This window comes from Actinoallomurus sp. NPDC050550, assembly GCF_040655075.1.
GTDB lineage: Bacteria > Actinomycetota > Actinomycetes > Streptosporangiales > Streptosporangiaceae > Actinoallomurus.
The window spans coordinates 55,236-75,008 of the sequence record NZ_JBFAJC010000004.1; the positions used below are offsets into that span (position 1 = coordinate 55,236).

Genomic DNA, 19,773 nt, shown 5'->3' on the forward strand with positions numbered 1-19,773 from the left:
CCGGGGCGAAGAGATCCCCGGTGCCGGACGTACCCGCGACCTCCGGGCCGCGGACGACGAATGAGAAGGACGCTCTGTGTTCCGAAAGCCGTTCACCATCACTCTGAGCGCGGTGCTCGCCGGTGCCGCGCTGACCGCCTGCGGCCCCCTCAAGACCGGAGCGGCGGCCATTGTCGGCAACGACCGGATCACGGTCGCGAAGCTCAACAAGACGGTCAACGAGTGGTCCAAGGAACTGCCGAAGTACCCCGCCGCGCAGCAGATCGCCCAGCAGGCCCAGGCGCAGGGGCAGCAGGTGCCCTTCGACCCGTCGTCGCCGCAGCGCAGCGCCCTCTACCAGCTCGTCGACATGAGGGTCTGGGAGGAGGTCGCCCGTAACGACGGCGTGAGCGTCAGCGGCGGCCAGGTCGACGCGCTCATCGCGCGCAACGGCGGCATGCCGACGCTCGACGCCAACGTCGTCGCCCAGGGCCTGCCGATCAGGTACAGCCGCGACTACGCCAAGTCGGTGCTGCTCCGCACGGCGGTCATGCAGCGGTACGGCGTGACGACCGCGACCGACCAGCAGTCGCAGCAGCAGGCGCTGCAGCAGGTCGCCGGCAGCTACCAGCGGGCGGGGCGCCGCCTCAAGCTCGACGTGAACCCGCGCTACGGCTCCTTCGACTTCCAGCGCATGTCGCTCGGCCCGGTCTGCCCCACCCTGTCCAAGCCGGACTCCGGCACGCCCAGCACGAGCGGCGGGAACTCGTGCCAGGTCTGACCTTCCTCGCGTCCTCGCCGCGGGTCGCGCCGGGGCAGCTGACCTGGTCGGCCTGGGAGGCCCTGCGCTCGGCCGACCGGGTGCTCACCGGCACCGCCGAGCACCCGCAGCTGCCGTACGTCCGGCAGGCCGGCGTGGAGGTCGAGGTCACCGAGCCGGACGCCGCCGCCCTCGTCCGCGAGGCGTCGTCCGGGACGGTCGTGTGGCTGACCGACCCCGAGGGCGACGAGACGCTGATGCGCTCGGTCGGCTCGATCCTCGTCGGGCTGGACGAGCCGCCGCAGGTCGAGGTCGTCCAGGGCGCGTACGACCTGCCCGGTGCGCGGTTCCTCGACCTCGTCGCCGTCATGGAGACGCTGCGCCGCGAGTGTCCCTGGGACCGCAAGCAGACGCACGCCTCCCTCGCGCCGTACCTGCTGGAGGAGGCGTACGAGGTCGTCGACACGATCGAGGGCGGCGACCTGGAGGCGCTGCGCGAGGAGCTCGGCGACGTCCTGATGCAGGTGGCGTTCCACGCGGAGGTGTCACCGGACTTCACCGTGGACGACGTGGCCGAGGGCATCGTCGAGAAGCTCGTCCGCCGGCATCCCCACGTTTTCGGTGACGTCACGGTCGCGGACGCCGACGAGGTCAACGCCAACTGGGACAAGATCAAGTCGGCCGAGCGCGGCGAGGGCGCGTCGATCTTCCAGGGCGTTCCGATGGCGCAGCCCGCGCTCTCGCTCGCCGCCCAGCTGCAGCGGCGTGCCGCCAAGGCCGGGGTCCCGGAGGAGCTGTTCGCCGACGACGAGGCCGGCGCGGACCTGTTCGCGCTCGTCCGCCGCCTCCGCGAGGAGGGCCGCGACCCCGAAGCCGAGCTCCGCGCCGCCGCCCGGCGCTTCCACGACCGCGTCCAGCGGCGAGAAGACGCCGACTAGTCCTACTCGCGGACGGTTCGCGCCGTCCCGTACGCCGCCGTGACACGCTCCGCAGGTTTCCGGTCACCATGTGTATGGGGATGACCGCGAGTTGTGGGGGAGGATTCACGGGGGCGATCGGCGCGGATCTCGGATCTGCTGATCGCCGGGGTCGCTACGGGCGTGCTGTCGGCGGTTCTCGTGCTGCAGTTCGCGCTGCCCGCCGGGCTGGGCGTGAAGCAGGCCAGGCACACCTTCGAGACGCTGCCGCACGCGCTGATCTCCCCGGTGCTCCCGCAGCGGTCGGTCATCCTGGCCGCCGACGGGTCGAAGCTCGCGACGTTCTACTACGAGAACCGCGTCGAGGTGCCGCTCGCCAAGGTGGCGCCGATCATGCGCCAGACGATCATCGCCATCGAGGACAGCCGCTTCTACCACCACGGCGCGCTCGACGCGAAAGGCATCGTGCGGGCGCTGGTCGCCAACCTCAGCGCGGGCACCGTCATCCAGGGCGGTTCCACGCTCAGCCAGCAGTACGTCAAGAACGCCCTCGCCGAGACGGCGACCACCGCAACGGCACGCCGGGAGGCGCTCGAACCCACCGCGGTCCGCAAACTGCGCGAGCTGCGGCTCGCCGTCGCCCTGGAGAAGCACCTCACCAAGGACCAGATCCTCGAGCGGTATCTCAACATCGCCTACTTCGGCGACGGCGCGTACGGCGTGGAGGAGGCGGCGCGGCACTACTTCCGGGTGCACGCCGCCGACCTGACCCTCGTCCAGGCGGCGACGCTCGCCGGGATCGTACGGGCGCCGCAGACGTACAACCCGAACCTGCACCCGATGCGCGGCCGGGAACGCCGCGACACCGTCCTCGACCGCATGGCGCAACTGAAGGTGATCACGCCGCAGCAGGCCACGGAGACGAAGGCCCTGCCGCTCACGCTGCGGATCACCGGCACGCCGAACGGCTGCGTGGAGAGCTCGGCGCCGTTCTTCTGCGACTACGTCCAGCGGGAGATCCTGGCTAACCGGGCGTTCGGCAAGACGGCGCAGGAACGCCGGTTCCTGTTGCAGCGGGGCGGTCTGCAGATCCACACCACGCTCGAACCCCGCATGCAGAAAGCCGCCCAACGTGCTCTGAACCACTACGTACCGCCCAACAACAAGTCGGGTAAGGCGGCTGCCGAGGTTCTCGTCCGGCCGGGGACGGGGGAGATCACCGCGATGGCCCTCGACCGGAAGATGGGCGACAGCACCAAGCGGGGCACCCTGTGGGTGAACCTCGCCGCCGACTCCGACCACGGCTCCAGCCTGGGCATGCAGGCGGGGTCGACGTTCAAGGTGTTCACCCTGGCGGCGGCGCTGGACAAGGGCATGGCTTTCGGGGACCAGCTCGACGCGCCGAAGTCGTTCGTCCCCACCGGCTTCCGGAACTGCGCCGGGGACCGGGTCGGCGACCCCCACGTCTCCCTCGGCAACGCGGCCGACGGGGAGGGCGGGAAGAAGTTCACCCTCGTGACCGGCACCTGGCATTCGGTGAACACCTTCTTCCTCGCGCTGGAGCGCAAGGTCGGGCTGTGCGGGACGTACAAGATGGCCAATCGCCTGGGCATGCGCCGGGCCACCGGGGAGAAGCTGGAGCAGTACCCGTCGTTCACGCTCGGGTTCAACACCGTCTCGCCGCTGCGGCTCGCGGCCGCGTACGCGGCGTTCGCGGCGCGCGGCCGCTACTGCCGCCCCATCGCGATCACGCGGATCGACGGGCCGACCGGATCGCTGCCGGCACCCCGCGCCAAGTGTCACCAGGTCATCGACAAGGGCGTCGCCGACGCGGTCAGCCACGTGCTCCAGGGGGTGCTGACCAAGGGCACCGCCAAGGGCAACGACATCGGACGGCCGGCGGCCGGCAAGACGGGGACGGTCGACAACTTCTCGGCCGCCTGGTTCGCCGGTTACACCCCTGACATGGCCAGCGCCGTGTGGGTCGGCGACCCGCGGGGCGGATACAAGCATCCATTGCGCGACGTCTGCCTGGGGGAGGCCTGCTACGGGGAGGTGTTCGGCGCGGACGTGCCCGCTCCGATCTGGCGGGAGACGATGGAGGCCGCGCTGCGAGGGGTCCCGGAGCACGGCTTCCACGGCCCGCCCGGGGACTACTTCCGGAAGGGGAACGGCGAGGAGGAGGACAAAGACAAAGACAAGGACAAGAAGGACAAGGACGCGCCCGAGAACCAGGACGGGACGGAGCCGCCGCACGAGCCGGACGGCCGTACGCCGCGCCCCATCATCAAGGGCTTGCCGTTCTTCTGGCCGTGGCTCCCTGATTGAGTGTGAAATGTGTTGCATTCGCCTCGTAAGAGGGGATTCGGTGGTGTTTTGTTAGGGCAGTGAGATCCGCCTGGGGCCCGTTCGTCGTACGCTGACCCCGTGCCATCTGGGGGTAGCCAGCAGCGAGACGCCATGGGGATCATCGGGCGTCTCGCGGGCACCGGCGTCATCGCCGGGGTGCTCGTGGCGCTGATCGCCTTCTCCACCGTCGGGGTGGCCGGCATCGGCGCGCGTAACGGCGCGAACTGGTTCGAGGACATCCCCGGCGATCTGCGCACCCCGCCGGTCGCACAGCGCTCGGTGATCCTGGCGGCCGACGGGTCGAAACTCGCGACGTTCTACTACGAGAACCGCCTCGACGTTCCCCTGGACAAGGTGGCACCCGTCATGCGCAAGGCGATCCTCGCCATCGAGGACAGCCGCTTCTACGAACACGGCGGGCTCGACTTCAAAGCCACAGTGCGCGCTCTCGCCAGCAACCTCGCCGCCGGGCAGGTGACGCAGGGCGGGTCGGGCATCACCCAGCAGTACATCAAGAACCTCCTCGTCGAGACCGCCGACACCGACGCGGAACGACAGGAGGCCCGGGCGGAGACGCCCGCGCGGAAACTCCGCGAGCTCCGCTACGCCGTGGCGATCGAGAAGCAGCTCACCAAGGACCAGATCCTCGACCGGTACCTCAACATCGCCTACTTCGGCAGCGGCGCGTACGGCATCGAGGCCGCCTCCCGGCACTACTTCGGCAAGCCCGCCACCCAGCTGTCCCTCGCCGACGCGGCGCTCCTCGCCGGCATCGTCCGCTATCCGTACGCCTACGACCCGACGGTCAACCCGGGTCTGGCCACCCAGCGGCGCAACACCGTGCTGGATCGCATGCGCGAGCTCGGCTGGATCCCGGCCGCCACCGCGTCGGCCGCCCAGCGGGCGCCCCTGAACCTGCACGTCAAGTCGACCCCGAATGGCTGCGTGGAGAGCTCCGCGCCGTTCTTCTGCGACTACGTCGAACGTGAGATCCTCGACGACTCGGCCTTCGGCGCCACCGCCAAGCAGCGGCAGCAACTGCTCCAGCAGGGCGGGCTGACCATCCGGACGACCCTGGACCCCCGGATGCAGCAGGCCGCGCAGCGCGCGGTCGATCACTACGTGCCGCCGAAGAACTCCAGCCACAAGGCGGCCGCCGAGGCGCTCGTCGAGCCGGGCACCGGCCAGATCAAGGCCATCGCCGTCGACCGAAAACTGGGGCCCAGCGAGCAGCGGGGCAAGACCTGGGTCAACTTCGCCGCCGACTCCGACCACGGCACCAGCATCGGCATGCAGGCCGGGTCCACTTTCAAGATCTTCACGTTGGCGGCCGCCCTGGACCAGGGAATGGCCTTCGGGCACCGCCTCATGGCTCCCGACCACTACACCCCGACCGGGTTCCGCGACTGCGACGGACGGTCGGTGAACTCCAACGAGTCGCTGGGCAACGCCGGCGACGGCGAGGGCGGCCGGACGTTCAGCCTCGTCACCGGCACGTGGCACTCGGTCAACACGTTCTTCCTCCGGCTGGAGAAGCAGGTCGGCCTCTGCGACACGGTGAAGATGGCCGAGAAGCTCGGCATGCGGCGCGCCGACGGCTCCGCGCTGCAGCAGTACCCCTCGTTCACGCTGGGCTTCAACACGGTCTCGCCGGTGCGCCTGGCGGCGGCGTACGCGGCGTTCGCGGCGCGCGGCGAGTACTGCAAGCCGATCGTCCTGACGAAGATCACGGACACGGCCGGCCACGAGCTGAAGGTTCCGAACGCCGGCTGCCACCAGGCGATCGACAAGGGCGTCGCCGACGCGGTCAACCACGTGCTGCAGGGCGTGCTCACCAAGGGCACGGCGGCCGGCATGGGCATCGGCCGCCCCGCCGCGGGCAAGACCGGCACCGTCGACGGGTTCTCGTCGGCCTGGTTCGCCGGGTACACGCCCGACCTGGCGAGCGCGGTCTGGGTCGGCGACCCGCGAGGCGGCTACCGGTACCCCCTGCGGGACGTCTGCCTCGGCGGCAGCTGCTACGGCGAGGTGTTCGGTGCGGACATCCCCGCGCCCATCTGGCGGCAGACGATGCTCGGCGCGCTGGAGGACGTGCCCGAGCACGACTTCCACAGCCCGCCGAGCGACTACTACAGCGAGGGCTCCGGTGAGGACCGCGTCCAGGTCCCGGACGTGCTCGGTCTCAGCCCGTCGGAGGCCGCCTCCCGGCTGACCGCGGCGGGCTTCGACGTGAGCTTCGGGCCGCGCGTCGACTCCGACACCTACGCCAAGGGCACCGTCGCGCGTACCTCGCCCGGTGCCGGCGCGTCGGTCGAGCCCGGCGAGACGGTCACCATCTACGTCAGCAAGGGCGCGAAGAAGGGACCCAAGCCCCCCATCGTCGTGCCACCGCCCGGCGGGCCCAGCTTCCCGCCCGTGCCGACGCCCCCCGGCGGGCCTCCGGTGGGCCGGACTCCCGACGGCCTCTGATCCGCGCCGCCCCTGACTCGATCCGCGTCGGAAGGGCGGCGGCCGGTCCACGCGTTCGTACATTTCGGGCGTATGACGTAATTCACCACATTGTGTGAATGTGGCGACCTTTAGTGCTTAACGGGTGGGAAGCGATGAACCGCGCCCGGAACCTCAGATCTGTCCGCAATCCCTTCACCGCGTCGTGACGGCTTTCTACCGTGATCGAAACCTGACGGTATGCAACCAATCACACGGCAAAGGAGACGACGTGGGCGCTACCCCGCTGCAGCCCACCGTGCGAAGCCTCGTGCCCGCACGGATCGATCGGCTGCCCTGGTCACGCTTCCACACCCGGATGATCGCCGCCCTCGGGGTGGCCTGGGTGCTGGACGGGCTGGAGATTCAGATCGCCAGCATTGTCGGACCGGTCCTACAACACGCCGGAACCCTGCACCTCAGTTCGCAAGAGGTGGGGTTCTCGGCGACCATTTACCTGATCGGCGAGGTGGTCGGCGCGCTGGTGTTCGGCCGGCTGTCCGACAAGCTCGGACGGCGCAAGCTGTTCATCGCCACTCTCGGCCTCTACCTCGTCGCCAACGGCCTGACCGCGTTCTCGTTCAACTACGGGATCTTCCTCGCCTTGCGCTTCATCGCCGGAATGGGCATCGGCGGTGAGTACGCGGCGATCCACTCCGCGATCGACGAACTGATCCCGGCGCGCTTCCGCGGCCGGGTGGATCTGGCGGTCAGCGGCACCTACTGGTTCGGCGCGATCATCGCGTCGCTGAGCGAGTACATCCTCCTCAACAAGGACATCCTCCCGGACAACTGGGGCTGGCGGGTCGGCTTCTTCATCGGCCCGATCCTCGGCCTGGCGATCTGGGGGCTGCGCCGCACGCTCCCGGAGAGCCCCCGCTGGCAACTCGCCCACGGGCAGGCGGAAGAGGCGGAGAAGACCGTCGCGCAGATCGAACGCGAGGTCGAGGCCTCCGGCAAGACCCTCGAGCCGGTCGACCCCGACAAGTACATCGAAGTACGCCCGCAGGAGTCGGTGTCGTTCCTCCAGGTCGCGCGGATCCTGTTCCGGCAGTACCCCTCGCGGTCGCTCCTCGGCGCCACGCTGATGATCAGCCAGTCGTTCCTCTACAACGCGATCTTCTTCACGTACGGCCTCGTGCTCAAGCACTTCTACGGGGTGTCCGACCACGACGTGGCGAAGTACTTCTTCGCCTTCGCGGCCGGGAACCTCCTGGGCCCGCTGCTGATCGGGCGGCTGTTCGACACGATCGGCCGCAAGCAGATGATCGCCGGAACGTACCTCGTGTCCGGCGCGCTCCTCGCGGTCAGCGGCTACCTGTTCAAGATCGGCAGCCTGACGGCGTTCACGCAGACGGCGCTCTGGACGGTGATCTTCTTCATCGCATCGGCGGCGGCCAGCTCGGGCTACCTCACCGTGAGCGAGATCTTCCCGATGGAGCTGCGTTCCCAGGCGATCGCGCTGTTCTTCGCGATCGCCCAGGTCTTCGGGGCGCTCGGCCCGACGATCTTCGGCTCGCTGATCGGCGACCAGGACCACCCGGACCGGGGCAAACTGTTCATCGCCTACCTCATCGCGGCGGGCGTCATGGGCATCGCCGGAGTCGTCGCCGCGATCTTCGGCGTGAAATGCGAGGGGGCGTCCCTGGAGGACATCGCCACTCCGCTCAGCTCGATCAAGAAGGTGCCTGAGCGGCTCGCCGAGACCCTCGACGACATCGAGGCGGGGCCCGGCCCCGCGCCGGCGGTCTGACGCCGCACTGGCGGTTTGAGAAATGCACGGTCCCGCGCCGGAGTCCTCCGGCGCGGGACCGTCGTCTTTCAGTAGGGAAGAGCGGTCAGCGGGGGAGACCGACCGATTTCTCCGGGGGCATGATGACGCCGCCGGAGGCGTTCAGCCGGGCCTTCGCCGCCGGGCCGCGCCAGGCGCGGACGTCGGTGCCGGACGGGGCATGACGGGCGATGTAGTCGGCGTAGACCGTGAACCACTCCTGCGCGGTGTACGGCGACCAGCCGTGCTGCTTGGCGCGGCCGTACACGAACGTCGCGTCCGCGGTGGGCGACGTGCGCGCGTCGAGGGTCTGCTGCAGCAGCTGCACGGCGTCGTTGAGGAAGTAGGTGTCGGTGTCGCCGACGTAGACGTAGAGCTTGCCCTGGAGCTTCGGGCCGAGGGTCGGCCATTCGGCGGCGAGCTTGGCGCTCAGGTCCATCGGCTTCCACCGCGCGGCGACGGCGGGATCGATCGCGCCCGTCCGCTTGTCCCAGGCGAGGGCCGGATAGCCGTCCGCGCCCTGCGGGCCGTACACCGCCTCCCAGATCGCCCAGGCGCCCCCGGACCGGTCACGGTCGCCGCGCGCCAGCTCCCAGAGGTTCTCCTGCGCCATCACGTAGTTGGTATCGCCGGCGACGTTCCGGCTGTCCGGGCGGGGCGTGCGGTCCCAGTCGCGGATCGTGTCGTAGGCGTTCGCGTCGCCGTACACGTTGACGATCTGGTGACGGTGGAAGTCGACCGGATCCGGATAGCCGGCGAACGTCCCGCCGTACACGTCCGGATAGAACACCTGGCTGGCGAGGGCCTCCCAGCCGCCCGTCGAGCCGCCCGCCGTGATCCGCGCCCAGGGCGCCGCGATCGTGCGGAACCTGGTGTCGATCGCGGGGATCAGCTCCTTGGTCGTGGCGTCGCCGTACGGGCCGAGGTTCGCGGAGTTCACCACGTACGAGGAGTCGTAGAAGGGGTTCTCCTCACGGACCTCGACGCTGATGAACCGGGGTGCGCTCCCCGACATCCACCACTTGGAGAAGGCGTTGCCCTGGTCCTCGCGGAACCCGTGCGGCGCGTTCGTCGTGAAGTGCGCGAAGTGGTACTCGACCGGGTAACGCGTGTTCCCGGAGGCGTCGTAGTCGGCGGGCAGGAGCACGTTCGCGCCGACGTACATCGGCTGTCCCCAGAACTTCGACAGGGACGGGCTGAGGATCTTGATGTGCTTGACGTGCGGTGTGTCCGCCGGGTTGCCCTGCTGGCAGGTGCCGCCGGCGGGCACCGGCTCGGCGGGTGTGATCACGTGGTCCAGGTTCAGCCGGATCGTTCCGGAGCGCCTGGGCGCGACGTCGATCGTCTGCGGCGTGCCGTACAGGTTGCCGGGCGAGTTGAACAGGTCCTGTCCGTCGCCGCACGGCATGTGGAGCTTCACGGTCGAGCCGTCGGCGCGGTGGAACGTCGTGTACACGTTGAAGAACGCCTGCACCGTGTAGCGCCCCGACGGCAGGTCGCGCAGCCGCTCCAGGGGATAGCCGTACGCCTGGCCGTCGACGTACGCGGTGCTGCCGGGCCGCAGACCGTCGACGTCCCGGCCCCAGAAGGGCACGCCGCCGGTGATGTCGATCTGCTCGCGTGGTTCGGGCGTGCCCTTGCGGGAGACCACGACGTACACGCGGCCGTCCGCGGCGGCCTGCCGGACGGATGAGGGGAACGATACGGCGAATCGCAGCGACGGATGTGCGTCATCGGCGGCGGCCGTTCCGGCCCCCACCAGCAGCATCAGGCTTGCCACGCCAAGGACACGAGCCCGCACGGGCGTGCCTCCTCTTGATCAAACTCGAGGTTACGGCGTGGACGATGTCACGAATTCGGCCGCTACGGAATGGGTCTTCGGTTAACACTCGGTTCTTGGCCGGTTCAGGACGGGTCGAGGCCGCGCCGGGCGCGCAGGGCGCGGTCGGCGGCGGAGAACAGCCGGTCGATCACGATGCCGATCACCAGGATCACGATCATGATCGCGATCATGTCCGGTGCGTCGATGTTCTCCCGGGCGTACTCCAGGCGGACGCCGAGCGACGTGTGATGCCCGATGATCACCAGCAGCTCGCCCGCCATCAGGCTGCGCCACGCGAACGCCCAGCCCTGCTTGAGCCCGGTCACGAACGCCGGAAGCGACGCGGGCAGGATCAGATGCCGGTACAGCGCGAAGCCGCGCAGCCCCAGGATCTTCCCCGCCCGCAGCAGGATCGGCGGCGTGTAGTCGACGCCCGCGATCAGGCCGTTGGCGATCGACGGCGCCGCGCCGAGCACGATCACGAACATGATCGCGCTCTCGCTGAGCTGGAACAGCAGGATGGCGAGCGGGAACCAGGCGATCGAGGGCATCGTCTGCAGCCCGGTGATCAGCGATCCGAACGCCACCCGCAGGAACCGTACGCGCGACACCACGGCGCCGATCACGGCCCCGACGAGGATCGCGAGCGCGAACCCGATCACGGCCCGGCGCATGGTCAGGCCCAGCCCCGACCAGAACGCCGACTCGCTCAGATCCTTGCCCAGCTGAGGGAAGACCTGGGCCGGCCCGGGGAGGACGTACGTCGGCTTCCAGCCGCTGAGGACGACGAGTTCCCAGACGCCGATCGCGATGGCGACCGCGGCGAGGACCGGCCACACCGACGCCCACAGCCGCCGCAGGAGGCCGGGGCGGGAGCGCGCCGCCATCTCCAGCGCGTCCAGCCCCGCGATCTGACGGTCGAGCACATCGGTTCCGGCCGGTGAACCGCTCTTTCGGATGTCATGATCCATGACGGCCGACCTCCTCGCGCAGCCGATCGGTGATCCGTCCCGCGAGGGTCGCGACCTCGCCGGAGTCGATGCGCCGGGGGCGATCCAGCGGCACGGGGAACTCCTCGACCACGCGGCCGGGACGGCTGGACAGCAGGACGACGCGGTCGCCGAGACGTACGGCCTCGCGCACGTTGTGCGTGACGAACAGCACGGTCAGGGAGCGCTCGGACCAGATGCGCTCCAGCTCGTCGTGGAGCAGGTCACGGGTCATCGCGTCGAGCGCGCCGAACGGCTCGTCCATCAGCAGCACGTCGCTGTCCTGAGCGAGGGCCCGGGCGATGGCCACGCGCTGGCGCATCCCGCCGGACAGCTCGTGCGGCCGCTTCCTACCGAAGCCGTCGAGATGCACGACCTCCAGCAGTTCGGCCGCCCGCCGCCGGCGTTCGGCCTTCGGGACCCCGCGGGTGCGCAGTGCCAACTCGACGTTGCCGGCGACGGTCAGCCACGGGAACAGCGCGGGCTCCTGGAACATCAGGCCCACCCGCGCTCCGCCGACGTCGATCGTGCCGAGCGTCGGCCGGTCCAGCCCGGCGACCAGCGACAGCAATGTGCTCTTGCCGCATCCGGACGCTCCCAGAATGCAGACGAATTCCTCGGGGGCGACCGACAGCGACACCTGGTCCAGGGCCAGGAGCGCGCCGCCGCCGGTGCCGTACGCCTTGGAGACACCCTCGATCCGGACCGAAGGCGCGGTCGTGCGCCGCGGATCCTCTGTCGTCACAGCCATGTCTTCTCCCTCGGGTGAGCGTCCGGTCAGGACTCGCTCACCGCCGGCTTGCCCTTGGACTTCAGGACCTCGTTGAGCGGGCCGAGGTCGTAGATGCCCTTGAGGTCGACGTGGTCCAGCAGGCCGACCGCCTCGGCGTGCTGGGCGCTCGCGTTCAGCGACGACGCGATGGGGTCGTTGGTGAAGGTGACGTTCTTGAACGTGGCGTCCAGGGCGGCCTGCTTGAGCGGCTTGCCGGTCAGGGAGGCCAGTTCGGTGTTCGCGGCCTGCTCCGCGCCGGCCTTGTCGGAGTTGATGTAGTCGGTCGCCTCGACCTGCGCCTCGAGCAGCTTCTTCACCAGGTCGGGGTGCTTCTTCAGGAACTCGGTGCGCACGATCAGGTTGGTGATAACGAACTTGCCGCCCGGCCACAGCGAGGCCTCGTCGACCAGCTTCTTGCCCTTGTCCTCCAGGATCAGCCGGGAGGCGTACGGCTCCGGCACCCACGCCCCGTCGATCTGACCCTGCGCGAACGCCTGCAGGGTCTGGGAGTTGTCCTGGGGGACGACGTGGACGTCGCCACCGCCGGTCTTGTCCGTCTTGAGGCCCTGCTGCTTGAGCCAGTAGCGCAGGGCGACGTCCTGGGTGTTGCCGAGCTGCGGAGTGGCGATCTTCTTACCGCGCAGATCGCCGGCGGACTTGATGGACGGCTTGACGATCAGGGCGGCGCCGCCACTGGCCGCACCAGAAATGATCTTTATGGCCTGGCCGTGCGATTTCACGAAGGCGTTGATGGCGGGGTTCGGGCCGACGTACGTCGCGTCCACCGCCCCGGAGAAGATCGCCTCGGTGGCGGCCGGGCCGGCGTTGAACGTCAACGTTTTCGGCGCCTTGCCGAGGTACTTGGTGAAGATCCCCTTCTGCACGCCGACGAGCGCCGTGGCGTGGGTGATGTTCGGGAAGAAGCCGAGCTTGACGGTGGTGTCGTCGCCGGAGGAGGAGCCGGATGCCTTGTCGCCGCCGCCGCACGCGGTGAGCAGCCCGGTGCCGGCGAGGAGGGCGAGGGCGAAGGCCGCGGACCGCGGTTTCATTGTGACTCCCATTTTGTCGATCGAACAGGTCTGTTTGGTCGCTTAAGTAGACAAGGCACACGAAGTAAGCGTCAAGTAGCCGCGATACGGGTGTAACCGGCCAACTACGGGGCGAAGGGGTGCCAGCTGGGCCCTCGTCCATGGAGGCGGGGCATCCCGTGGCACGATCCGGCCACCGGAGGCCGCCGCGGGACGAGAAAGGCGCAACGGGGGTGGCGTTGCACGACCGTCCTACCCGGGTTGGCTAGGCTCAGGGCGGAAACGTTTGGCAGTGATCACAAGGAGCTCAAGTGTCGTCGATCGATGCCGTACACGCTCGGGAGATCCTCGACTCGCGTGGTAACCCCACAGTCGAGGTGGAAGTGCTGCTCGACGACGGCAGCGAAGCACGCGCCGCCGTGCCCAGCGGCGCCTCGACCGGCCAGTTCGAGGCCGTCGAGCTCCGCGACGGCGGCGAGCGCTACAACGGCAAGGGCGTCGAGAAGGCCGTGCTCGGCGTGCTCGACGAGATCGCCCCCGAGATCCTGGGCTACGACGCGGACGACCAGCGCCTGATCGACCAGGCGCTCATCGACCTCGACGGCACCCCGGACAAGTCCCGCCTCGGCGCCAACGCCATCCTCGGCGTCAGCCTGGCGGTGGCCAAGGCGGCGGCGAAGGCGGCGAACCTCCCGCTCTTCCGTTACGTCGGCGGGCCCAACGCCCACCTGCTGCCGGTGCCGATGATGAACATCCTTAACGGCGGCGCCCACGCCGACACCAACGTCGACATCCAGGAGTTCATGGTCGCGCCGATCGGCGCGTCGACGTACAGCGAGGCGCTCCGCTGGGGCGCGGAGACGTACCACGCCCTGAAGGCCGTGCTCAAGGGCCGCGGGCTCGCGACCGGGCTCGGCGACGAGGGCGGCTTCGCCCCCGAGCTGCCGAGCAACCGTGACGCCCTCGACCTGATCCTCGAGGCCATCCAGCGGGCCGGGTTCCGGCCGGGCACCGACATCGCGCTCGCCCTCGACGTCGCCGCGACGGAGTTCCACTCCGACGGCGCGTACGCCTTCGAAGGTGGCAAGCGGTCCGCCGAGGAGATGGCCTCCTACTACGGTGAGCTGCTCGACGCGTACCCGCTCGTCTCCATCGAGGACCCGCTGTCCGAGGAGGACTGGAGCGGCTGGAAGGCCCTCACCGACGCCGTGGGGTCCCGCGTTCAGATCGTCGGCGACGACCTGTTCGTGACCAACCCCGAGCGGCTGCAGCGCGGCATCGACGCCGGCTCGGCCAACGCGCTCCTCGTCAAGGTCAACCAGATCGGCACGCTGACCGAGACCCTCGACGCGGTGAGCCTCGCCCACATGAACGGCTTCCGCACGATGATGAGCCACCGTTCGGGCGAGACCGAGGACACCACGATCGCCGACCTGGCGGTGGCCGCCGGCTGCGGCCAGATCAAGACGGGCGCCCCGGCGCGGAGCGACCGGGTCGCCAAGTACAACCAGCTGCTGCGCATCGAGGAGCTCCTCGACGACGCCGCGCGGTACACCGGTGCGGCGGCCTTCCCCCGGTTCAGCTGGGAGTAAGAGCCCGCTCCGATGGCCGAGGCGAAGCGGCGACCGCCTGAGCGGAACGCCAGGGAGGCGCGGCGGACTCATCTGACGAGTCGCGCCGCGATCCTGGCGGTCGTCGCATGCGCCATCGCCCTGAGCCTCGCCTATCCCGTCCGGGAGTACATCGCCCAGCGCCGGGAGATCGCCCAGCTGCGCGTACAGCAGCGCGTGGCGCAGGCTCAGGTCGAGCAGCTCTCCCAGCAGAAGCAGCGGCTCGGCGACGAGTCGTACATCAAACGGGAGGCCCGCCGCCGGCTGCACATGTGCGACCCGGGGGCGAAGTGCTACGTGGTGCTGGGCGGGGGCCAGAGCGGCGGCCAGGACGCCGGTCACAAGCGCCGGCCGCCCACCCCGCCCTGGTACGTCACCTTGTGGCGGTCGGTGGACGCGGCCGATCGCCATCGCTGACCGCGTACCCTTTCAGTCGGCATTCGGACTCGGCCGGCATCCGGACGTGGTCTGTATGCGGACTCGGCCGGTATTCGGATTCGGCGCGGCGCCTGCGGTGACGCTCGGTGATGCGAGGTCGAGTGGATGCCGGCTCGGTGGCACCGGGTCGAGCGGGGTCGGTTCCAGAGTTGTGGGTTCGAGCGGCGGCCTCGGCCCCGCGGTTCCGGTCGGTCTGGTTGGAGAGGGTGCACGTTCGACAGGGCAGGATTCGGTGGATGCAGGTTCCGGCGGTACGGGCGTATGCCGGCAGGCGGGACCTGCCGGGTGACTCCGGAGGACGTACCGGTGATCGATGAACGCGACGTCGCGGCGGTGACCGCACAGCTGGGCCGTGAGCCGCGGGGGCTGCGGGCGGTCGCGCATCGCTGCCCTTGCGGACTGCCCGACGTCGTCGAGACCGCGCCGCGACTGCCCGATGGCACGCCTTTTCCGACGTTGTTCTACCTGACCTGCCCCAAGGCGGCCTCGGCGATCGGCACGCTCGAGGCCAGTGGGCTGATGCGCGAGATGACGGCCCGGCTGGCCGCCGATCCGGAACTGGCCGCCGCGTACGAGGCCGCACATCGCGACTACCTCGATCGTCGTGATGCCGCCGCCGAGGACGAGGGTGTCGAGCCGCTCCCCGACGGAATGCAGAGCGCGGGTGGCATGCCGACCCGGATCAAGTGCCTGCACGCCCTCATCGCCCACGAACTCGCCGTACCCGGGGCGAATCCCTTCGGGCGGGAGGCCCTGGAGGCACTGCCCGAGTGGTGGCGTACCGGTCCATGTGCGGTTTCCGGTCCGCGCCCGGCTCTGAGCGGCCCCGAAGGTGAACGGTCTTCAGAAACTGGTGACACAGAGAGTCAAGGGCTGTCATGATCTATGTTGCGCCGGGGGAGGCGGCCGGAACGGACGCCGTGGGGGCGCCGAGCCTGGGCGGCTCGGCCGGAGGTGACGGAGCGCGGCGCCGCCGCGCCGACAAGGTGCGCCTGGAGGCGAACGAATCGTGAGCACAGCGACACGCGTCGCGGCGGTCGACTGCGGTACGAACTCGGTTCGTCTGCTCATCGCCGACATCGCGGACGGTCGGCTGACCGACCTCGAACGGCGAATGGAGATCGTCCGTCTCGGGCAAGGTGTCGACGAGACCGGCCGGCTGGCTCCCGAAGCGCTCGACCGCACGTTCGCCGCCATGCGCGGTTACGCGAAGCTGATCGCCGCACACGACGTCGCCGGCACCCCGATCAAGACGAGGGTCGTCGCCACGAGCGCCACCCGCGACGCGACCAACCGCGACGACTTCGTCCGCGGCGTCGTCGACATCTTCGGAGTCGAACCCGAAGTGATCTCCGGCGACGAAGAGGCCCGCCTCTCGTTCATCGGCGCGACCAAGGACCTGTCGTCGCTACGGCCCATGCGTCCGTACCTCGTCGTCGACATCGGCGGCGGCTCCACCGAGTTCGTCTTCGGAACCACTGAGGTGGAGGCCGCACGCTCGGTCGACATCGGCTGTGTGCGGCTCACGGAACGACACCTCCGCTCCGATCCGCCCTCACCGGAACAGATCGCCGCGGCCGTCGCGGACATCGACGCCGCCCTCGCCAGCGTGCGCTACGGCGAGGCGGAGCCGGAGGCGGCGAGTCCGAACGGGCTCTCCGGACGTGGCCCGGCCGCCGCCGACCCGGCGGTGACCGCCCGCGTCGGCACCGAGGTCACGCCCCCGCGCGAACCCGGCGCCGACCAAGCCCCCGGTGACCTCCCCGCCGTTCCCGTCACCGAGGCGCGCACCCTCGTCGGTCTGGCCGGGTCGGTGACCACGGTGGCGGGCATCGCACTCGGCCTGCCCGAGTACGACTCGGAGCGCATTCACCTGTCTCGTATCCGGGCGCGGCAGGTGCACGACGTGACGCGGACGCTGCTCCGCTCGACACACGACGAGCGCAGCCGGATCGGCGTGATGCACCCTGGACGGGTGGACGTCATCGGCGCCGGAGCGCTCATCCTCGACCGCATCATGCGCGAGTACGCCTTCGCCGACCTTGTCGTGAGCGAGCGGGACATCCTCGACGGCATTGCCTGGTCGCTGGTCTGAGGGGATGTCTGGTGAAATGCCGGACGGTGTGTCTGCTGGGTTGCCGGACGGTACGTCTGGTGGGATGTCGGACGGTATGTCTGGTGGAATGCTGGAGGGTACGACTGGTGGGATGAACGCCCCCTTTGTTCCCCCGGGGTCCGGGCATCCCGAGGATCCGGCCACCCCCGAGACGCCCGTCGCGCGGACCTCCGAGGACGTCCGCGTCCTCGCGCCCGCCGCGCCCACGCTCGGCGAACTCGTGGCCCGGCAGTCGGTATGCCGCGCCTGCCCCCGTCTCGTCGAGTGGCGCGAACAGGTCGCGGTCGAACGCCGCCGGGCGTACGCGGACGAGGAGTACTGGGGACGGCCGGTCCCCGGCTGGGGCGACCCCGAGCCGCGCGTCCTCATCGTCGGTCTCGCACCCGCCGCCCATGGGGGCAACCGCACGGGACGGATCTTCACCGGCGACCGTAGCGGTGACTGGCTCTTCGCGTCGCTGTATCGGACCGGGCTGGCAGCGATCCCCACCAGCACCCATGCCGGCGACGGCCAGCGGCTGCTCGGTGCCCGTGTCGTCGCCTCGGTACGCTGCGCGCCGCCCGCCAACAAGCCGACGACTGCCGAACGCGCCACCTGCTTCCCCTGGCTGGCGCGGGAACTGCGGTTCGTGGCGGGCACGGTCCGGGCGATCGTCGTATTGGGCGGGTACGGCTGGCAGGCTCTGTGGCCGGCGTTGAACGAGACCGGGTACGCGCTGCCCAGACCCCGGCCCGCGTTCGGTCACGGAGTCGAGGTTCCGCTGACCGCGCCAGGCGGCGGATCGACTCTCCTCCTCGGCTGCTATCACCCGAGCCAGCAGAACACCTTCACCGGGCGGGTGACCGAGGAAATGCTCGACGCCGTATTCCTCAGGGCCCGGGAGTACGCGGGGCCGCCGGCGGGCCGGTCCGGCTGAGTCTTCCCGGCTGGGGCTGCGAGAGCGCGCTACGCCCTGCGGTGCGTGCGTACGGACCCAGGGGACGGCGCTCGCGTGTTGAGTCGGGGCGAGGGATCGGCTCGGTGGTGAGAGAGCCAGGCCGGGCGAGTGACGGGCGGAGCGATGCCCAGTGGAGCCCCCGCTTCCACTGGACAGCCCCCGTGGCCCCGCCGGTCACTCGGCTCGGCTTCCTTCTCCTTGTTTGACGCGGCAGCAGGCCGAGTGGTTCGTGCGTGATGCGATTCACAAGGTCACCTCTCCCATCGTGGATCGTCCAGGAGTACGGTAAAAGCGTAGGTTGTGAAAACTTTCACAAAGTGCCGCGCAGTTTCGGGAGGGTCCCATGGGTACCGAAACCGGTATGGCCAAGCACGTGCTCATCGTCGGTGGCGGCTACGTCGGCATGTACACCGCTCTCCGCCTGCACAAGAAGATGCGCCGCGAGCTCAAAAGCGGTGAGCTCAAGATCACAGTCGTCGATCCGCAGTCGTACATGACCTACCAGCCGTTCCTGCCGGAGGCAGCGGCGGGCAACCTCGAGCCACGGCACGTCGTGGTCCCGTTGCGACGTGTGCTGCCGCGAGCGACGATCCTCAATGGCCGCGTCACCCGCATCGAGCACGCGAACCGCCAGGCATGGGTCGAGATCGTGGGCAGCGCCTCCGCGGAGGGGGTGGGCGGCGGCCAGGTGGATCGGTCGCCGGAGACGCGCGTACTGTCCTACGACACCCTCGTCTTCTGCCCGGGATCGATCTCCCGAACGCTGCCGATTCCCGGCCTCGCCGAATGCGGCATCGGTTTCAAGACGGTGGGTGAGGCGATCTACCTACGCAACCACGTCCTCGCCCAGCTCGACATCGCCGCTTCCACCGCGAACCCGCAGACACGGAAACGGGCCTTGACCTTCGTCTTCGTGGGCGGCGGCTTCGCGGGCGTCGAGGCACTGGCCGAGCTCGAGGACCTGGCCCGCGACGCCTGCGAGTACTACCCGAACATCGACCCGTCCGACATGCGGTGGATCCTCGTCGAGGCGAGCGACCACATTCTGCCGGAGGTCGGTGCGGACATGGGTCGGTGGACCGTCGAGGCGCTGCGCCAGCGCCGTATCGCGGTCAAGCTCGAGACGCTCCTCAAGTCCGCCGAAGGCCATCACATCGTGCTCAGCGATGGAGAGGAATTCGACGCCGGCACCCTCGTTTGGACGGCCGGCGTGAAGCCCAATCCCGTTGCCAAGCAGACCGACCTTCCGATCGATGAGAAGAGCCGGGTCAAGGCGACAGCCGAATTGACGGTTGAAGGCGTGTCCGACGCGTTCACCGCAGGCGACACCGCGGCCGTCCCCGACCTGACGGAACCCGGCGCGTTCACCGCGCCGAACGCTCAACACGCGGTTCGACAGGCCAAGACTCTTGGAGACAACGTTGTCGCGTCGCTGCGGGGCAGGCAACTACAGCCTTACAAGCACGCATATGCCGGATCCGTCGCGAGTCTCGGCCTGCACAAGGGCGTCGCTCAGATCTACGGGATCAAGATGCGTGGTCTCCCCGCATGGTTCATGCACCGTACGTACCACCTGTCCCGGGTGCCGACCTTCAACCGCAAGACGCGGGTGACCGCCGACTGGACTCTCGCCGTCTTCTTCAAGCGTGAGGTCGTGTCACTCGGTGCCATCCAGCGGCCACGCGAAGAGTTCGAGCTCGCGGCGCGGAAAGACTGAGCGGTATTCGGCCTGTATTTAGGGCGCGGCACTAATAGGCGTTATTTGTCGCATTTACTGGGTGGTCCCTTATTGGCGCAT

The 19,773-nt window shown here is 69.4% G+C and carries 16 protein-coding genes; 12 read left to right on the top strand and 4 right to left on the bottom strand.

The genetic code is table 11. From position 1 onward, the window contains the following. Positions 1-76: 76 nt before the first annotated feature. The 5 genes from AB0I04_RS06685 to AB0I04_RS06705 all read left to right on the top strand — a co-directional run bounded on the left by AB0I04_RS06685 (position 77) and on the right by AB0I04_RS06705 (position 8,245). Positions 77-760 (top strand): hypothetical protein, encoded by a 684-nt coding sequence (locus tag AB0I04_RS06685; RefSeq protein ID WP_360880171.1) that lies wholly within the window; start codon positions 77-79, stop codon positions 758-760. Further along, positions 748-1,677: a MazG family protein gene (locus AB0I04_RS06690; protein WP_360880174.1), complete on the top strand. Its 930-nt coding sequence runs from the start codon at positions 748-750 to the stop codon at positions 1,675-1,677. Before AB0I04_RS06685 ends, AB0I04_RS06690 begins: the two co-directional genes overlap by 13 nt. A 93-nt stretch (positions 1,678-1,770) precedes the next feature. Next, positions 1,771-3,984 (top strand): transglycosylase domain-containing protein, encoded by a 2,214-nt coding sequence (locus AB0I04_RS06695; RefSeq protein ID WP_360880177.1) that lies wholly within the window; start codon positions 1,771-1,773, stop codon positions 3,982-3,984. 99 nt (positions 3,985-4,083) lie between these two features. Continuing rightward, positions 4,084-6,474, top strand: a complete 2,391-nt coding sequence (locus AB0I04_RS06700) for a penicillin-binding protein (RefSeq protein ID WP_360880180.1) — start codon at positions 4,084-4,086, stop codon at positions 6,472-6,474. A gap of 250 nt (positions 6,475-6,724) precedes the next feature. Then, the gene (locus AB0I04_RS06705; protein WP_360880183.1) at positions 6,725-8,245 is read left to right on the top strand and encodes an MFS transporter; all 1,521 of its coding nucleotides are present in this window, start codon (positions 6,725-6,727) and stop codon (positions 8,243-8,245) included. A gap of 85 nt (positions 8,246-8,330) precedes the next feature. Here the strand turns inward: AB0I04_RS06705 and AB0I04_RS06710 are convergent, their stop codons facing one another. The 4 genes from AB0I04_RS06710 to AB0I04_RS06725 all read right to left on the bottom strand — a co-directional run bounded on the left by AB0I04_RS06710 (position 8,331) and on the right by AB0I04_RS06725 (position 12,895). Next, a complete protein-coding gene (locus AB0I04_RS06710) occupies positions 8,331-10,043 on the bottom strand; it encodes an alpha/beta hydrolase-fold protein (protein WP_360880187.1) in 1,713 nt (570 codons plus the stop codon). Positions 10,044-10,168: 125 nt separating this feature from the next. Next, complete coding sequence (locus AB0I04_RS06715) at positions 10,169-11,056, bottom strand: ABC transporter permease (RefSeq protein ID WP_360880191.1); 888 nt, start codon at positions 11,054-11,056, stop codon at positions 10,169-10,171. Next, positions 11,046-11,825, bottom strand: coding sequence for an ABC transporter ATP-binding protein (locus AB0I04_RS06720; RefSeq protein ID WP_360880194.1), 780 nt, complete (start codon positions 11,823-11,825; stop codon positions 11,046-11,048). Before AB0I04_RS06720 ends, AB0I04_RS06715 begins: the two co-directional genes overlap by 11 nt. A 26-nt stretch (positions 11,826-11,851) precedes the next feature. Then, positions 11,852-12,895 (bottom strand): ABC transporter substrate-binding protein, encoded by a 1,044-nt coding sequence (locus AB0I04_RS06725; protein ID WP_360880197.1) that lies wholly within the window; start codon positions 12,893-12,895, stop codon positions 11,852-11,854. A 290-nt stretch (positions 12,896-13,185) separates the two neighbouring features. On the opposite strand from AB0I04_RS06725, the gene eno reads away from it, so the two are divergent. The 7 genes from eno to AB0I04_RS06760 all read left to right on the top strand — a co-directional run bounded on the left by eno (position 13,186) and on the right by AB0I04_RS06760 (position 19,692). Beyond that, positions 13,186-14,466: a phosphopyruvate hydratase gene (eno, locus tag AB0I04_RS06730; RefSeq protein WP_360880201.1), complete on the top strand. Its 1,281-nt coding sequence runs from the start codon at positions 13,186-13,188 to the stop codon at positions 14,464-14,466. A 12-nt stretch (positions 14,467-14,478) separates the two neighbouring features. Further along, the gene (locus AB0I04_RS06735) at positions 14,479-14,901 is read left to right on the top strand and encodes a septum formation initiator family protein (RefSeq protein ID WP_360880204.1); all 423 of its coding nucleotides are present in this window, start codon (positions 14,479-14,481) and stop codon (positions 14,899-14,901) included. Positions 14,902-15,228: 327 nt separating this feature from the next. Continuing rightward, positions 15,229-15,804 (top strand): DUF501 domain-containing protein, encoded by a 576-nt coding sequence (locus tag AB0I04_RS06740; protein WP_360880207.1) that lies wholly within the window; start codon positions 15,229-15,231, stop codon positions 15,802-15,804. Further along, positions 15,801-15,935 carry a hypothetical protein gene (locus AB0I04_RS06745; protein ID WP_360880210.1) on the top strand — a complete coding sequence of 45 codons (135 nt, stop codon included), beginning with the start codon at positions 15,801-15,803 and terminating at the stop codon, positions 15,933-15,935. Before AB0I04_RS06740 ends, AB0I04_RS06745 begins: the two co-directional genes overlap by 4 nt. Beyond that, entirely contained in the window at positions 15,932-17,017 is a 1,086-nt protein-coding gene (locus tag AB0I04_RS06750) for a Ppx/GppA phosphatase family protein (protein WP_360880213.1), read from the top strand. The genes AB0I04_RS06745 and AB0I04_RS06750 overlap by 4 nt, the downstream gene beginning before the upstream one ends. A gap of 112 nt (positions 17,018-17,129) precedes the next feature. Next, positions 17,130-17,954, top strand: coding sequence for a uracil-DNA glycosylase (locus tag AB0I04_RS06755; protein WP_360880216.1), 825 nt, complete (start codon positions 17,130-17,132; stop codon positions 17,952-17,954). Positions 17,955-18,318: 364 nt separating this feature from the next. After that, positions 18,319-19,692, top strand: coding sequence for an NAD(P)/FAD-dependent oxidoreductase (locus tag AB0I04_RS06760; RefSeq protein WP_360880219.1), 1,374 nt, complete (start codon positions 18,319-18,321; stop codon positions 19,690-19,692). Positions 19,693-19,773: the final 81 nt, after the last annotated feature.